The sequence below is a fragment of the Candidatus Palauibacter sp. genome (genome assembly GCF_965222475.1).
GTDB lineage: Bacteria > Gemmatimonadota > Gemmatimonadetes > Palauibacterales > Palauibacteraceae > Palauibacter.
This window is the reverse complement of the sequence record NZ_CBDCUB010000002.1, coordinates 355,909-370,265: the sequence shown is the minus strand read 5'-3', so window position 1 is coordinate 370,265 and position 14,357 is coordinate 355,909. Positions and strand designations below refer to the sequence as shown.

Genomic DNA, 14,357 nt, shown 5'->3' with positions numbered 1-14,357 from the left:
CAAAAAGGAGACCTCGATGCGGCTTAGCTACCGATTCGCTCCTGTTCTCGTCATCGCGCTGCTGGCAGCGGCGTGCAGTGGAAACCCGGAACCGGAGCCGGTTCCGCCGCCCCCGCCGCCTCCGCCGCCGCCGGCCGTGGATGATGGCTCCCGCCTTGAGGCCGCCGCCGACCGCATCTGCGAGCGCGCGATGGCCGCCATGCAGTCCGGGGACTACACGACGGCGCGCGAACTGCTCGAGCAGGTCGTGCGCGACTACCCCGGCACGACGTGTGCCGAGTCCGCCCCCGCGCAGATCGAGCGCGCGGTGGCGGGCGAGGCGATCGTGGCCCGGATTCACTTCGACTACAACGTCGCGGACATCACCGACGACGCCGCCGAAACGCTCCAGCGCAAGGCCGACGCGCTGCGCGCGTACCCCGAGGTCCGTCTCAGGATCGAAGGGCATTGCGACGAGCGCGGCTCGCTCGAGTACAACCAGGCGCTCGGCTTGAGGCGCGCCCAGGCCGCGATGGAATACCTCGGCAGCCTCGGAATCGACGCGGGTCGGCTCGATGTCGTGACCTTCGGCGAGGAGCAGCCGCTCGCGAGGGGCAGCAACGAGTCGGCCTGGCGCCAGAACCGCCGCGGTGAGTTCGTGGTCACGGATGGGGACATCTAGGTGAGCCGGGCGGCGGTCGCCGTGTTGTTGGGCGTTGCGGCCGCCGCCTGCGCGTCCCGGGCGGACGTGGAGGAGATGGGGGATGCCCTCCGGGAGGATATCCGCGCGCTCGAGGAAGGGCAGCGTCTCCTCCTCGACCGGGTGGAGGGCAGTCTCAACAGCCTCGAGACTTCAAGCGAGCGACGCGACGCGACCGGACGCGGGGAGCTGGAGCGGCGGACGAGCCGCCTGGAGGGCCTGATCGAGCAGCTCATCCTACACGCCACCCAGAACAACCAGTTGCTCGCCGACATCTACGAGAATCAGCGTCTCGCGGGGGCTCCATCCCCGATGGGAGGCGCGACGGGAAGCCCCCGGCCCGCCGACCCCGGCCCGGTTTCCACCTCCGGGTCGGAGGAGGCTCCCCAGTTCTACGGGATGGCCCTGGACACGTACAATCAGGGGCTCCTCGAGTCGGCCCGCGGGGCGTTCCGCGACTTCATGGTCCAGTGGCCCCGCCACGAGCTGGCGCCGGATGCCCAGTACATGCTCGCCCGCACGTTCGAGGACGACGAGGACCTCGGGAACGCGCTCGAGGAGTACCGCCGCCTGACCGAACTCTACCCCAACTCGGACCGGGCCCCGGCGGCGCTCTATCGCCGCGGGGTGATCGAGGCGGAGCGAGGCAACACGGCGCTGGCGCGGCAGTTGTTCACCCAGATCGAGAGCGGCTATCCGAACAGCCTCGAAGCGCCGGCGGCCAGCCGGGAACGCGAGAGGCTGGGCGGTTAGCGCCGAACCCGTGACCCCTGACGGCCGTGCAGTGCCCTCGCTGTGACGACCCCGAACATCGGGTCGTCGATTCCCGGACGAGTCGAGGCGGGCGTGCGATCCGCCGCCGCCGCGAGTGTCTCTCGTGCGGCGAGCGGTTCACCACCTACGAACAGGTGGAGCGGGAACCCCTCATGGTTCGAAAGAGCGATGGCGGTTCGGAGACCTACGATCGCGGGAAACTCCTCGCGTCGATTCGCCTCGCCTGCGCCAAGCGTCCCGTCTCCAACGACGACATCGAATCCCTGGTGGATGAGGTCGAGGAGCAGTTGGAGGCGGAGGGCCCGCGCGACGTAGCGAGTCGCCGCCTCGGTGAGCTCGTGATGGATCGGCTCCGCGCCATGGATCAGGTCGCGTACGTGCGCTTCGCCAGCGTCTACCGGAACTTCCAGGACACGACGGAGTTCATGGAGGAGGCACGCCGGCTGCTCCGGCGCGCGGGGCACAGCGCGGCGGGACAGGCGGATTTGTTCTCACCAGGGAGTGATTGAACCGATGGGTCTCCGACGACAGGCGGACGGCTCCCCCGAGCAGGCGGAGATGCCTTTCCTCGATCATCTCGACGAGCTGCGCTCGCGGCTCATCCGGGCGCTCCTCGCCCTGCTCGTAGGTCTCGTGCTGGGGCTCGTGGCGGTCATGCAGTGGGACGTGCTGGGGATCGTGCAACGTCCGATCGTGGAACTCCTGCCGGGTGAGAACCTGAACTTCTCCAGTCCGACTACCCCCTTCGTCTTGATACTCAAGCTGGGTTTCATCGTCGGGCTTCTGACGGCGTTCCCGTACATCGCGCTCCAGGCCTGGCGCTTCCTCGCCCCGGCCCTGTACGAGAACGAGCGCAAGTTCGCCATCCCGGCGATCAGTGCGGGCACCCTGCTCTTCATCGCCGGCATCTCGATGGCGTATTTCCTCGTGCTTCCGCTGGGGCTCAGGATCCTGCTCAACTTCTTCAGCGATCAGCTCACTCCGGTCATCATGGTCGGGGAGTACCTGACCTTCGCGACGAGGCTGATCCTGGCGTTCGGCCTCATCTTCGAGCTTCCGGTCGTCCTCGTCTTCCTCTCGCTGCTCGGCATCGTGACGCCGGAGGGGCTGGCGAAGTACCGGCGGCACGCGATCGTCGTGATGGCGGCGGTGTCCGCGTTCCTGACGCCGGCGGATCCGTACACCATGCTCGCCATGATGGTGCCCATGATGCTCCTTTATGAACTCTCGGTCGTCGCGACCCGGGTGCTCCGCCGGCGTCGGCGCGAGGCCGCGCGCGCCGCCGGGGAAGGAAGTTCCGCCTGACGGCACGCGACGCTTCCGGCGTCCGCGCGCCCCGCGGACTTTACGGGCTCCTTGCGCTGGCGGCGCTGCTCGGCGGCCTCGGAGGCGCGGAGACCGCGCGGGCAGCCCCGGCCGGTCCCCGCCCCCTGCGCCTCGCGGCCGCGGCCGACACCGACACTGTGGTCGTGACGGGGCGGGATTCGCTGCCGGCGGACTCGACGACCCGCGATGCGCTGAAGGCGCCCCGGCCCGACTCGGCGGCGCAGGCGGACTCGGCCGCGGGCGTGGACCCCGCCGCGCGCGCGGAACCCGCCGCCGCGGGTGATTCGGCCGCCTCGGACACGCTCGAGACCGCGCCGGCGGACCCCTCCTTCCCCCAGCCGGACGACATCTTCGGCCTGCTCCTCGAAGAAGCCGGCTATCAGGCGGTTCAATATCGGGGGCGCCGCGTGCAACTGGATGTGGGCGAGGAGGCCGTGCACCTCGAACGCGAGGCGCAGGCGAGCTACGAACAGGCCACCATCGACGCGGACACGATCACGTACCGGGCCGGTCTCCAGTTCGTTCGCGCCTGCGGCGGCATCTCGATGACCGGGCAGGGGCAGGACGCGGTCTCGGACCAGTGCCTCCACTACGATGTCTCGGGGACGAAGGGGACGATCCTCGATGCCCGGAGTTCCTTCTCGGAGCGCGGCTCCGAATGGTTCACCCGGGGGAACACGACCTTGCGGGGTTCCGGCACCGCCTTCGTCGAAACCGGGAACTTCACGTCATGTGACGTCGAGCGCCCCCACTACTACTTCCGGGCCGGCCAGATCAAGATCGTATCGAACGACATCATCGTGGCGTGGCCGGTCACGCTGTACATCCAGGACGTCCCCGTCGCGTGGTTGCCATTCTTCGCCCAGGATATCCGCGACGAGCGGCGAAGCGGCTTCCTGCCGCCCCGCTTCGGCGTCAACGACGTCGTCGCGTCCTCCAGCAATACCAGGCGGAGCGTCACCGACTTCGGGTACTACTTCGCCTTCAACGATTTCATGGACGCGCAGGCGACGGCGGACTGGTTCAGCGGCCGCTTCACCCGCCTCAACGGCGCGCTCCGGTACCGCTCGATAAAGAAGTTCTTCCGGGGCAACATCCTGACGAGTTACAGCGTCGGGAACGAGAAGACTCTTCAGTTCCAGATGCGGCACAATCACGAACTGACGCCCGTGACCGACATCAGGGTCAACGCCAACTTCGTGTCGAACACGACGGTCTTCGAGCGGCAGTCGTTCAACCCCGCCCAGCAGACGCAGCGCATCTCCTCGGACGTGGGCATTCAGCACCGCTTCCCGTTCGCTTCCGTCAACCTCAGCGGCAGCCGCCGCCAGGACCTCGGCGCGCAGAAGGGGCGAACCGACCTCACGCTGCCCAAGCTGCAGATGACGTTCTCGCCGCTCACGCTCTTCCGGGCGCCGCAGAACCGGAGCGGACCGTTCAACAACATCGTCGTGAGCGGAGGGATGTCCGCCTCCCGCCTCGATCGAACCCGGGAGGAGCAGGACGGCCAGCGGACGGAACGCGCCTCCGCGAACAGCGCGATCCGGATCGGTTCCTTCGGGGTGAGCGGGAACGCGAACTTCGATCGCCAGCTGAAACTTCCGTTCGAGCCGATGGCCGGTGGCGGGGAGGGAGCCGATTCGACGGTTGCCCCGGAGCGGCCGCCGGGCGTGACGAAGCTGACCTACGGAGCGCAGGCCGACTATCAGGTCGACCTCATCGGAAGCACGACCTTGCGCCCCACCGTCACCATGGACGCGAGCCAGTTCCGGTCGGGGGACACGAACGGGGAGTACGTGACGGCCCCGATGCGCTTGCGCGTCGGCGCGGCGGTCTCGACCGATCTGTACGGGTTCCTGCCGGGATTCGGCCCCTTCGAGCGCGTCCGCCACAAGGTTTCGCCGCGCTTCCACTACGACTACTCCCCTGCCGTGGAGGCGTCCGACTCGCTCCTCGCGATCCCCGGTTTCCCCGTCTCCAACTCGAAGCAGGAGAACCGGCTGCGCCTGACGCTGAACCAGACGTTCGAGGCGAAGCTGCGCGAGGAGGTCCAACTGGACCCCGAGGCGCAAGCCCACCTCGAGGGCCGCTCGCTCGAGGGCGACTCCCTCGGGGCGGCGACCGACTCCGTCCCACTGGCAGGGGATTCGCTCGCCGTGGCGGCGGACCCGGGGGCGGTCGCCGCGGACCCGACCGCCGTCGCGGTCGCGACGGATCCGGAGAGAGGGGTCCAGGATGCGCCGCCCGGCACCGGATCCGGGACCGGAGATCCGGACGCGCCGCAGCGCGCCCAGCCGCGCCGCAACGTGGTGATTCTGGGGATCAACTCGAGCCCCCTCACCTTCGACTTCGCGCGCGAGAACCTGTCGCCGCTGACGACGGATCGCTGGTCGCACCGCATCAACTCGGACCTGCTACGCGGCCTCTCGCTGAACATGTCTCTCGACCTGTTCGAGGGCAGCGGCGAGGAGCAGAGCTTCGCGCCCATCCTGTCGAGCCTGACGGGCAGCTTCACGTTCAGTTCGGCCAGCGGACTCGGGGGCCTGCTCGGCCTCGGGGGCGGCGGCGGGGGCAGCCAATCCGCCGCCCAAAGCCGCTTGCAGACCGCGACCGATTCGCGGTACCGACTGCAGAGTTTCGACGAGAATCCGGACGCACAGGACCCCGGCATGCGGGCCGGCGGCCCCTGGACCCTGTCGCTGACCTATTCCATGCAGCGGGGCCGGGAGAGCGAGAGTTCGCGAGACCGCCAGTCGCTCAATGCCGTCCTGTCACTGAATCCGACGCCGAACTGGCGACTCGCCTGGCGGACGAGCTACAACCTCTCGGAGGGAGAGTTCGGCGAGCACCTCATTACGCTGGACCGGGCCCTCCACCGCTGGATGGCCACCTTCATGTTCGCGCGCTCGCCCAACGGGAACTTCATCTTCCAGATGAGCGTGAACCTTCGCGACGCGCCCGACCTGAAGTTCGACTACGACCAGCAGACGCAGGATCGCCCGGGCCAATTTTGACATTCTCGGGCGCGAGTCCGAAATTCCCGAAGCACTTCACGCGCACCTCGCCCGCCGAGGAGGTCATGCTCCCAATCGCCGCCATCGGTCTGGAACAGGTCCGCCTTCCCGTCAGGGATCGGCTTCACGCCGTCGAGGGGGAGCTCCGCGACATGGTCCCGTCCGGGTTCGAGGCGCTCGATGAAGTGGGAGATTACCTCTTCGAGCGATCGGGCAAACTGCTCCGCCCCACGCTGTTACTCCTCTGCGACGGGATCGCGGGCCGGCCATCCGCGGACGCCGTGAAGCTGGGTGCCATCGTCGAACTGCTGCATGTGGCGACGCTCGTCCACGACGACGCCGTCGATCACTCCGCCCGGCGGCGCGGGCGGCCCACCGTCAACCATCGGTGGACCCATCAGGTCGCCATCATCGCGGGGGACTATCTCTATTCCCGCGCCGTGATCGAGGTCTCGGCCCTGGGGAAGCTCGAGCTGGTGTCGATTCTGGCGCGTACGGCGAACCGGATGACGGTCGGTGAGATGCGGCAACTCGTGCTCCACGACCGCCTCGATTTCACGCGGGACGACTACGAGGATCTGTGCGAGCACAAGACGGCGTCGCTCATGTCCGCGGCCTGTGAACTCGGGACGCTGTCGGGGGGGGCGGCGCACCGCGGCGCGATGCGCGCATACGGGCACCATCTCGGGATGGCGTTCCAGATCGTGGACGACCTGCTCGACTACACGTCGTCGACCGAGGTCATGGGAAAGCCTCCGGGACAGGACCTGCAGGAACACAAGGTGACGTTGCCCCTGATCGCCGCACTCCCCAAGATGGAGTGGTCCGAACGTCGGGCCGTCGAGACGCTGTTCGCGGATCCCGCACCGTCCGCCGGGGCCGTGCGCGAGATCGTCGATCTCGTGGAGGCGCGCGGCGGCGTCGATTCGGCGCGCGAAGAAGCCCGCTCGCGAGCCGGCCGGGCGCGGGACCAGCTCGTTGGCCTGACTCCGGGTCCATGCCTCGAAGCGCTTAGGGCCGCGGTCGATTACGTCGTGGAGAGGGTACGGTAGCCGGTGGAGATTGGAGGGAGACGCAGGCCGTCCCCGATACGGGTGGCGCTCATCATCGTGGGCGGTTTCGTGCTGGGGGGGCTTCTGACCGAGCTGGTGGCGGTTACATTGCCTGCGTCGGCGGCCCGACAGTTCTTCGTCACGACGGTTGCGATCTCGCTGGAGCCCCTGGCCTTCGACGTCAAGGTGCTCGCGCTCTCGCTGGGACCTATCATCCTGCGCGTGAACTTCCTCAGCGTCGTGGGCGTAGTCCTGATAGCCTGGTTCGCGCGATCGCTCCTCTGACCGGGACGAGAGAGACGAGCCACAAGCAAGGAGTCTGAGATGTTCGGTTTAAGCCCGTGGGAGCTGTTGCTGATTTTCCTCGCGATCCTGCTCCTCTTCGGGGCGAAGAGGTTGCCCGAGATCGGGAGTTCCCTGGGCAGGGGGATTCGCGAGTTCAAGGGCTCCATCAAGGAAGTCGAGGGCAACGTACGAGGCGAACTCCCCAAGGAGACGTCCGCCCCGTCCGCACACCAGGAGACCGCGCAGCCGCGGACCTCGAACACGGAGGTCTAGCTGTTGGCGGACCTCGTCAGAAGGTAGGCGCGAACGGCGCATCCTCGGGGACGAGCAGCCGTTCCCGGTGATCCTCGACGAGCGTCCCCTCGCGCAGGGCGGCCAGCCACTTCTGGACGTATTGCCGGGATCGCTCGAAGCGTAGCTGCGTCAGGACCGCATCCTTCACCTCTTCGAACCCCTCGCGGGTCGCGTCCTCGCGTTCGAGCACTTCGAGGACGACCACCCCGTCGCCCGCGTCCAGCGCCCCGCTGAGTTCACCCATCTCCGCCCCGAAGGCGTAACCGATCGCTTCGGTGCCCTGCCCGAGCCCCGGGACGAAATCGCCGCGGCGGAACAACTCGGTCTCCTCCACCGTCCACCCGAGACCTTCCGCCGCCTCGTCGAAGAGGGCGCCGGCCTCGACCGCGCCGAGCAGATCCCGGGCCAGTTCGGCGGCCCGCTCCTTCTTCTTCTCGACGATGAGCTGCAAGCGAATCCCGATCCCCGCCTCCTCGACCGGGATCCGGGACTCGTCGCGCAGCCCGAGCAACTCGAACAGGTGGAAGCCGGTCGGGTTCTCGAACGTCTCCGACAGATCGCCGATCTGGGCCTCCGGGCCGAGCGCCCAGTCTCTCGCGACCCCGAGCTGTCCCGCGCCGGGAATGAAGTCCACGCCGTCGAGGAGCTGGACGTCGGTGCGTACCTCCACGCCCAGCGAATCGGCGGCGGTCGTGAGGTCGGTCCGCAACGCGACTTCCTCCAGGTCGTCGAGGAGCGTGAACACCGAGTCCTCGGTGGCGTCGGAAGCCTCGAAGGGGAGATAGATCTGCCGTAGCGCGAGCGAGTCCGCCGTCCGCTCGTCGACCTGCAGGACGTGGAGGCCGAACGGCGTCTCGACGGGGTCCGTGACCTCGCCGATCTCCACCGCGCCGGCGGCCTCGACGAGTCTGGGGTCGTAGGCGGCCGCCGGACGCTTGCCCATGAATCCGCCCTCGGCGCCCGAAATCGAATCGGCGGACTCGGCGGCCGCGACGGCGGCGAAGTCCTCGCCTCCCCGCACCCGTTCCGCGAGCGCCGCGGCCCGCTCCCGGACGGCCAGCGAGTCGGCCGCGGAGGGGCGGAGCGAGACGCTCACCATGTTCACGCGGGCGCTGGCCGGCCGCATGTACTCGTCCGCCCGCTCGTCGTAGACGTCACGGATTTCGTCTTCCGACACGGAGACCGCCGAGTCCGGCACGAGCTGGGTCGGGTTCAGGTGGACGAACCGGACCCGCGCCCGTTCGTTCGTATCCCGGTAGAAGCGCCAAGATTCGTCGTCCGAGACGTAGATCCCGCTCTCCACCAGCGTCTGCAGTTTCGCGCGGGGCAGGATGGAGCGGTAGTAGTTCTCGATCTGCAGCAGCTGCGTCTCATCCGTCGCCGGATCCGTGAAGAAGCGGCGGTATTTCTCGATGTCGAACTGTCCGTCCGTCTGGAACGCCGCGTAGCTCAGCATCTCCTGCGGCGGCTGCGTGAGGAAGGCCTGGCGTACTTCCGCGTCCGTCACGCGGACCCCGAGCCGGTCCAGCTCCGCCTGGATCAACGTCGCGCCGATCAGGCTCTCCCACGCCCGCTCGGTCACGACGCGCACGTCCTCGTCCGTCATGCCGCGGTCGACCTGGCGGTTGATCGCGAGCTGGTTCTGGAGGAAGATGTTCCACTCGTTGTAGCGGATATCCCGCCCGCCTACCTGGCCCACCACGGGGTTGACCTGTCCGCCGAGGTTGCCCCCCTGCATGGCATTGATGCCGTCGAACACCAGCCAGCCGACGAAGGCCGCGGCCATGATGCCCATCACCAGGGCTGCGCTGCCGCGCATCTTCCGCATGAACATGAGCGCCGAAACCTGCCTGTGACGTGAATCGAGTCGCCCGAACGGGGACGTGACGGGGCCGGGATCCCGAACGGCCGTCCGCGGCTGCCGTCGCATCCCGTGGTTGATCGAAAAACGTAAGCCGGGCCCGCGGTTCGGGCAACGAAGCTCGTGGGGCGGCGGTGCGGACCCCGGTTCGTTGACAACGAAAAAAAACGGTCGGTATGTTGCCCGCTCCGGGCCGGAAGGCCCGACGCGACCGCTTCTTCCCCGGCGACGCCCGTGCCCACCGACCATCATACCGAGGAGATCGCGGACCTCCTGCGCCGCCGGGAGGCCGAACCGCGGACCCATACCTTCGCGCGTTTGGCGGAACTCTACCGGGGGCAGGGCGACCTGGAGAGCGCGCTACGGGTGGTTCGCGCCGGGTTGGCGAATCATCCGCACTACGTCACCGCCCGCCTGGTTCACGCCCGCGTGCTCGGCGAACTCGGACAGGCTTCGGACGCGGTCACCGAATTGCAGCGTATCCTGGCGTTCGACGTGGAGAATCCCATCGCGAGGGCCACGCTGGGTCGGCCGGGCGACGGGTCCGGCGCGGCGGCCGGCTCCGCGGAGCGATGGAACGGGCCCGCGCGGGCCGCCGCGACGAGGCGCTGGCTGGGGCGGCTGGACGAAGCGTGGGGGGGCGGCCGGCGGGCGGATGCGCCGGCGACGGTGGCGCCGGCCGACCGGCCCGCGCCGGAGGGGCCCGAAGGGTCCGGAGCCGCGATCCCGGACCCCGCCGCGGCGGATCTCGACACCGTCACGCTGGCGGCGCTCTACGTGCGGCAGGGTCTGTTCGACCGGGCCATCGGCGTCTACGAGCGAATGCTGGCGCGGGACCCCGGCAATACCCGTCTCGCCGTGGCGCTCGAGGAGGTGCGCCGGAGCGCGCGCGAGGCGGTCGGCGCGCAGCCGGAGGGCCCCGTCGCCGTGGCGCGGGAGGTCTCCATCCGGGAGCAGCTCCGGCGCATCCTCGACGGCGAGGCGCCGGAGAAGCCGTCCCGCGAAGGGTCGTGGCGAGAGTGGCTGGCCGGTCTGGACCATCCGCTTTGAGCCTCAAGCGGATCGGCGTTCTCAACGGACCGAACCTCAACCTCCTCGGCCGCCGCGAGCCGCGCCACTACGGCACGCAGACGCTGGCCGAGATCGAGGCGCTACTCCTCGCGCGCGCGGAGGCGGCCGGCGCGGCGCTCATCTTCTTCCAGTCCAACGACGAGGGAGAGATCGTCGACTGGGTGCAGGCGAACACCGATCGCGTGGACGCCTGGCTCGTCAACGCGGCCGCCCTGACCCATACCAGCGTGGCGTTGCGCGACGCGCTGGCCGGCTCGGCCCGTCCCTTCGTGGAAGTCCATCTCTCGAACGTCTTCGCCCGCGAGCCCTTCCGGCACACATCGCTCCTCTCCGATCTCGCGGTCGGTGTCATCGCGGGCTTCCGCGCGTCGAGCTACCTGTTCGGCCTCGAGGCGTTGGTGGAGCACCTGGGAGCGAGGGGAGAGACGGGGGCGGACGAAGCGGAGTGAGTGCCCACGAAGCGCGGCGCCTCCGGCTCGCAGCGACGGCCGGGGCCGCGGGCCACGGCTCCGTTCTCGTCACCGCAAGGTCGAGCGTCCGCTATCTGAGCGGGTTCACGGGCTCGGCGGGCGTCCTGTGGGTCCCGGTCGAGGGGGCGCCGACGCTCGTCACCGATTCCCGTTACGAGGAGCAGGTGCGCCTCGAAGTCGAGGATTCCGTCCCGGTCCACATCACTCGCGGAGGCTGGATTCCGGGTGTGGCCGACGTGGCGGCCGGCGCGCGGGGGCCCACGTCTTTCGAGGCCGAGAGCCTCACCGTTGCCGAGTACGAGGCGCTCCGCGAGGCGCTTCCGGGGATGGCGTTCGTCTCGTGCCGAGATCTCGTCCGAAAGCTACGGCAGGTCAAGGACGAGGAGGAGTTGCGCGCCATCGAACGAGCGGTGGCCGTCGCCGCGTCCGCCTTCGACCGCCTGCTGGCCGCCATCGACTGGTCCGCGGCTCCGAGCGAGCGCCGGGTCGCGACGGCGCTCGAGGCCGAGCTTCGCCGGGGAGGTTCGGGTCCACTTCCGTTCGACCCCATCGTGGCGGCGGGGGAGCGGTCGGCGCTCCCTCACGCGACGCCCTCCGAACGGCGCATCGAAGCGGGCGACCTCCTGCTCCTCGATTTCGGCGCACGCGTCGATGGCTACTGCAGCGACATGACGCGCACCTGCGTGCGTGGCGTCCCCGAGCCCTGGCAGGTCACGATCCACGAGCGGGTGCTCGAAGCCGGGGCGCGCGCCCGGGAGACGATCCGCGCCGGGGCGAGCTGCCGCGCCGTGGACGCCGCGGCGCGGGACGCCCTCGCGCGACACGATCTGGACGACCGCTTCGGTCACAGCACCGGTCACGGGATCGGGCTCGACGTCCACGAGGGGCCGAACCTGTCCGCGCGTTCCGACGAGACCCTCCGGGCGGGGAACGTGGTGACAGTTGAACCGGGCGTGTATCTTCCCGGTCGCGGCGGCGTGCGCATCGAGGACGATGTGCTGGTCGAGGCGTCCGGGGCCCGCACGCTGACCCGCCTTCCGCGCGCCCTCGTCGAGCTCTAGCGGTCGCACGGGCCGTCGGCGCCCGGCTCCACAACGAGACCCGGAGACCATGGCAGATACTTCGGACTTTCGCAGAGGGATGGTGATCGAGTTCAACGGCACCCTCTACTCGATCACCTACTTCCAGCACGTCAAGCCGGGGAAGGGCGGCGCCTTCGTGCGCACCAAGCTCAAGGACGTGATGGAGGGAGGCGTGATCGACAAGACCTTCCGGGCCGGCGAGAAGGTGAAGGAGGTCCGGCTGGAGCGGCGTCCGATCCAGTACACCTACACCGACGGTCAGCTGTACTACTTCATGAACATGGAGACCTACGAGCAGATCCCGCTCTCGGGAGAGCAGATCGGCGAGGACCAGCTCCGGTATCTTCAGGAGAACATGGAGTGCCAGGGTCTGAACCGTGATGGCGTCGTACTCTCGGTCGAGCTGCCGCAGTTCGTGGAACTGGAGATCGTGGAGACGGAACCCGGCGTTCGCGGGGACACGGCCCAGGGGGGCGCGAAGCGTGCCCGGCTCGCGCCGGGCGCCGTGGTACAGGTTCCGCTCTTTCTCGAGGTCGGCGACGTCGTACGTGTCGACCGGACCGAAGGCAAGTACATCACGCGGGTGACTTGACTATGGATATGGACTGGCTGAAGGGGCTCATCAAGCTGGTCGAGGAGTCCGGCGTGGACGCCCTGGACATCGAGCTGGTCGGCTCGGAGTTGGGGGATCCCACCAGAGTCCGGATCCGGAAGTCCCCGCGCGTCACGGCGGCGGCCGGAGTGGCGGCACCCAGCGCCGGCAGCGTTCCCGGACCGCAGGCGACCGCACCGCCGGCGCCCTCCGCCGCCTCTGACGCGGCCCCCTCCGAGATGCTGTTCGAGGTCCTGTCGCCCATGGTCGGGACCTTCTATCGGGCGACCGCGGTCGGTGCGGATCCGTTCGTCTCCGTCGGCGACCGCGTCGAAGCCGGCCAGACGCTCTGTATTCTGGAGGCGATGAAGCTGATGAACGAACTGCAGTCGGACGTCGCCGGCATCGTGCGCGAGATCTCGGCCGAGAACGCCGATCCGGTCGAGTTCGGCGAATTGCTCTTCCGCATCGAGCCGGACTAGCGGCCGGGCGGGCATCATGTTTCGCAAGGTCCTGATCGCCAACCGGGGCGAGATCGCGCTCCGTATCCTGCGCGCGTGCCGCGAACTCGACATCCGCACGGTCGCCGTGTACTCGGAGGCCGACCACGATTCGCTCCACGTGCGCTTCTCCGATGAGGACATCTGCATCGGCCCCGCCCTCAGCCGCGAGAGTTACCTGAACGTCCCCCGCATCCTCGCCGCCGCCGAGATCACCGGTGCGGACGCCATCCATCCGGGCTACGGGTTCCTGGCCGAGAACGCCGAGTTCGCGGAGATCTGCGAACGGAGCGGCCTCGTGTTCATCGGTCCGACGCCCGAGCAGATCCGCCGCATGGGGGACAAGGCGGAGGCGCGGCGGACGATGACGGAGGCGGGCGTGCCCGTGGTCCCGGGCTCGGCTCCGTTCGATGACGCGGACGAGGCTTTCGAGGAAGCCCGCCGGATCGGGTTCCCGGTCATGATCAAGGCGTCCGCCGGCGGCGGGGGGAAGGGGATGCGGGCCGCCTTCGAGGAGGCGGATTTCCGGAGGCTCTTCTCCGTGGCCCGGAACGAAGCCGAGGTGAGCTTCGGCGATCCGACCGTGTACATCGAGAAGCTCATCGGCCGGCCGCGCCATGTGGAGGTTCAGATCGTGGGCGACCGGCACGGACGCGTCACCCACCTGGGCGAGCGCGACTGCTCGAGCCAGCGCCGCCATCAGAAGCTCATCGAGGAGGCGCCCAGCCCGGCCGTGACGCCGGAACTCCGGGAAGCCATGGGCGAGGCGGCGATCCTGGGAGCCCGTGCGATCGGGTATCAGAGCACCGGTACGGTGGAGTTCCTGCTCGCGCCCGACGGCGAGTTCTATTTCATGGAGATGAACACGCGGATCCAGGTCGAGCACCCCGTGACCGAACTGGTGACCAGCGTCGACCTCATCAAGGAGCAGATCCGGATCGCGGCGGGAGAGAAGCTGTCGGTCCGGCAGCCCGTGGAGTTGCAGGGCCACGCGATCGAGTGCCGGATCAACGCGGAGGATCCGGAGCAGGGGTTCCGGCCATCGCCCGGCACGATCACGGCGTTCCACGCCCCGGGCGGCCCCGGCCTGCGCGTCGACACCCACATCTACGCCGGCTACGTCGTCCCCCCGTACTACGATTCCCTCCTCGCCAAGCTCATCGTGTGGGGCAAGACGCGGGAGGAGGCCCGGGTCCGCGCGTACCACGCGCTGGATGAGTTCACCCTCGAGGGCGTCCCTTCCACGGCCCCCTTCCTCCGCAAGATGCTCGCACATCCGGATTTCGTCTCGGGCAAGATCGACACGGGGTTCGTCGAGCGGTTCCTGGCCCGCGCCTGAGCGGCGGTTCGCCGTGAG

The 14,357-nt window shown here is 68.9% G+C and carries 15 protein-coding genes; 14 read left to right on the top strand and 1 reads right to left on the bottom strand.

The genetic code is table 11. The features are described from left to right. Positions 1–16: 16 nt before the first annotated feature. From ACOQPP_RS06925 to ACOQPP_RS06890, 8 genes are all read left to right on the top strand, one after another. Complete coding sequence (locus ACOQPP_RS06925; RefSeq protein ID WP_419165077.1) at positions 17–661, top strand: OmpA family protein; 645 nt, start codon at positions 17–19, stop codon at positions 659–661. Next, the gene (locus tag ACOQPP_RS06920) at positions 662–1,432 is read left to right on the top strand and encodes a tetratricopeptide repeat protein (RefSeq protein ID WP_419165078.1); all 771 of its coding nucleotides are present in this window, start codon (positions 662–664) and stop codon (positions 1,430–1,432) included. 26 nt (positions 1,433–1,458) lie between these two features. Beyond that, positions 1,459–1,962 carry a transcriptional regulator NrdR gene (nrdR, locus tag ACOQPP_RS06915; protein ID WP_419165079.1) on the top strand — a complete coding sequence of 168 codons (504 nt, stop codon included), beginning with the start codon at positions 1,459–1,461 and terminating at the stop codon, positions 1,960–1,962. 4 nt (positions 1,963–1,966) lie between these two features. Further along, positions 1,967–2,758: a twin-arginine translocase subunit TatC gene (gene tatC / locus ACOQPP_RS06910; RefSeq protein WP_420636144.1), complete on the top strand. Its 792-nt coding sequence runs from the start codon at positions 1,967–1,969 to the stop codon at positions 2,756–2,758. A 164-nt stretch (positions 2,759–2,922) separates the two neighbouring features. Continuing rightward, positions 2,923–5,793 carry an LPS-assembly protein LptD gene (locus tag ACOQPP_RS06905; protein ID WP_420636143.1) on the top strand — a complete coding sequence of 957 codons (2,871 nt, stop codon included), beginning with the start codon at positions 2,923–2,925 and terminating at the stop codon, positions 5,791–5,793. Between the two features lie 65 nt (positions 5,794–5,858). Continuing rightward, positions 5,859–6,845, top strand: coding sequence for a polyprenyl synthetase family protein (locus ACOQPP_RS06900; protein WP_419165082.1), 987 nt, complete (start codon positions 5,859–5,861; stop codon positions 6,843–6,845). A gap of 42 nt (positions 6,846–6,887) precedes the next feature. Next, positions 6,888–7,130, top strand: coding sequence for a hypothetical protein (locus ACOQPP_RS06895; RefSeq protein WP_419165083.1), 243 nt, complete (start codon positions 6,888–6,890; stop codon positions 7,128–7,130). A gap of 39 nt (positions 7,131–7,169) precedes the next feature. After that, positions 7,170–7,403, top strand: a complete 234-nt coding sequence (locus ACOQPP_RS06890; protein ID WP_419165084.1) for a Sec-independent protein translocase subunit TatA/TatB — start codon at positions 7,170–7,172, stop codon at positions 7,401–7,403. A gap of 16 nt (positions 7,404–7,419) precedes the next feature. Here the strand turns inward: ACOQPP_RS06890 and ACOQPP_RS06885 are convergent, their stop codons facing one another. Further along, positions 7,420–9,252: a peptidylprolyl isomerase gene (locus ACOQPP_RS06885; RefSeq protein ID WP_420636142.1), complete on the bottom strand. Its 1,833-nt coding sequence runs from the start codon at positions 9,250–9,252 to the stop codon at positions 7,420–7,422. Between the two features lie 267 nt (positions 9,253–9,519). On the opposite strand from ACOQPP_RS06885, the gene ACOQPP_RS06880 reads away from it, so the two are divergent. Genes ACOQPP_RS06880 through accC form a run of 6 tightly spaced genes read left to right on the top strand, consistent with a single transcriptional unit; the run spans position 9,520 to position 14,339 of the window. After that, positions 9,520–10,335 (top strand): tetratricopeptide repeat protein, encoded by an 816-nt coding sequence (locus ACOQPP_RS06880; RefSeq protein ID WP_420636141.1) that lies wholly within the window; start codon positions 9,520–9,522, stop codon positions 10,333–10,335. Further along, positions 10,332–10,805, top strand: coding sequence for a type II 3-dehydroquinate dehydratase (aroQ, locus tag ACOQPP_RS06875; RefSeq protein WP_419165087.1), 474 nt, complete (start codon positions 10,332–10,334; stop codon positions 10,803–10,805). The genes ACOQPP_RS06880 and aroQ overlap by 4 nt, the downstream gene beginning before the upstream one ends. Then, positions 10,802–11,887, top strand: a complete 1,086-nt coding sequence (locus tag ACOQPP_RS06870) for a M24 family metallopeptidase (RefSeq protein WP_419165088.1) — start codon at positions 10,802–10,804, stop codon at positions 11,885–11,887. Before aroQ ends, ACOQPP_RS06870 begins: the two co-directional genes overlap by 4 nt. Positions 11,888–11,936: 49 nt before the next feature. Then, positions 11,937–12,500, top strand: a complete 564-nt coding sequence (gene efp / locus ACOQPP_RS06865) for an elongation factor P (RefSeq protein ID WP_419165089.1) — start codon at positions 11,937–11,939, stop codon at positions 12,498–12,500. A 2-nt stretch (positions 12,501–12,502) separates the two neighbouring features. Then, positions 12,503–12,982, top strand: coding sequence for an acetyl-CoA carboxylase biotin carboxyl carrier protein (gene accB / locus ACOQPP_RS06860; RefSeq protein ID WP_420636230.1), 480 nt, complete (start codon positions 12,503–12,505; stop codon positions 12,980–12,982). 16 nt (positions 12,983–12,998) lie between these two features. Continuing rightward, a complete protein-coding gene (accC, locus tag ACOQPP_RS06855; RefSeq protein WP_419165091.1) occupies positions 12,999–14,339 on the top strand; it encodes an acetyl-CoA carboxylase biotin carboxylase subunit in 1,341 nt (446 codons plus the stop codon). Positions 14,340–14,357: the final 18 nt, after the last annotated feature.

Excerpts from the sequence above, each read along its gene's own strand:
- ACOQPP_RS06925 (WP_419165077.1), top strand. The coding sequence starts at position 17 with ATGCGGCTTAGCTACCGATTCGCTCCTGTTCTCGTCATCGCGCTGCTG.
- tatC (WP_420636144.1), top strand. The coding sequence starts at position 1,967 with ATGGGTCTCCGACGACAGGCGGACGGCTCCCCCGAGCAGGCGGAGATG.
- ACOQPP_RS06900 (WP_419165082.1), top strand. The coding sequence starts at position 5,859 with ATGCTCCCAATCGCCGCCATCGGTCTGGAACAGGTCCGCCTTCCCGTC.
- ACOQPP_RS06890 (WP_419165084.1), top strand. The coding sequence starts at position 7,170 with ATGTTCGGTTTAAGCCCGTGGGAGCTGTTGCTGATTTTCCTCGCGATC.
- ACOQPP_RS06885 (WP_420636142.1), bottom strand. The coding sequence starts at position 9,252 with ATGCGGAAGATGCGCGGCAGCGCAGCCCTGGTGATGGGCATCATGGCC.
- efp (WP_419165089.1), top strand. The coding sequence starts at position 11,937 with ATGGCAGATACTTCGGACTTTCGCAGAGGGATGGTGATCGAGTTCAAC.
- accB (WP_420636230.1), top strand. The coding sequence starts at position 12,503 with ATGGATATGGACTGGCTGAAGGGGCTCATCAAGCTGGTCGAGGAGTCC.
- accC (WP_419165091.1), top strand. The coding sequence starts at position 12,999 with ATGTTTCGCAAGGTCCTGATCGCCAACCGGGGCGAGATCGCGCTCCGT.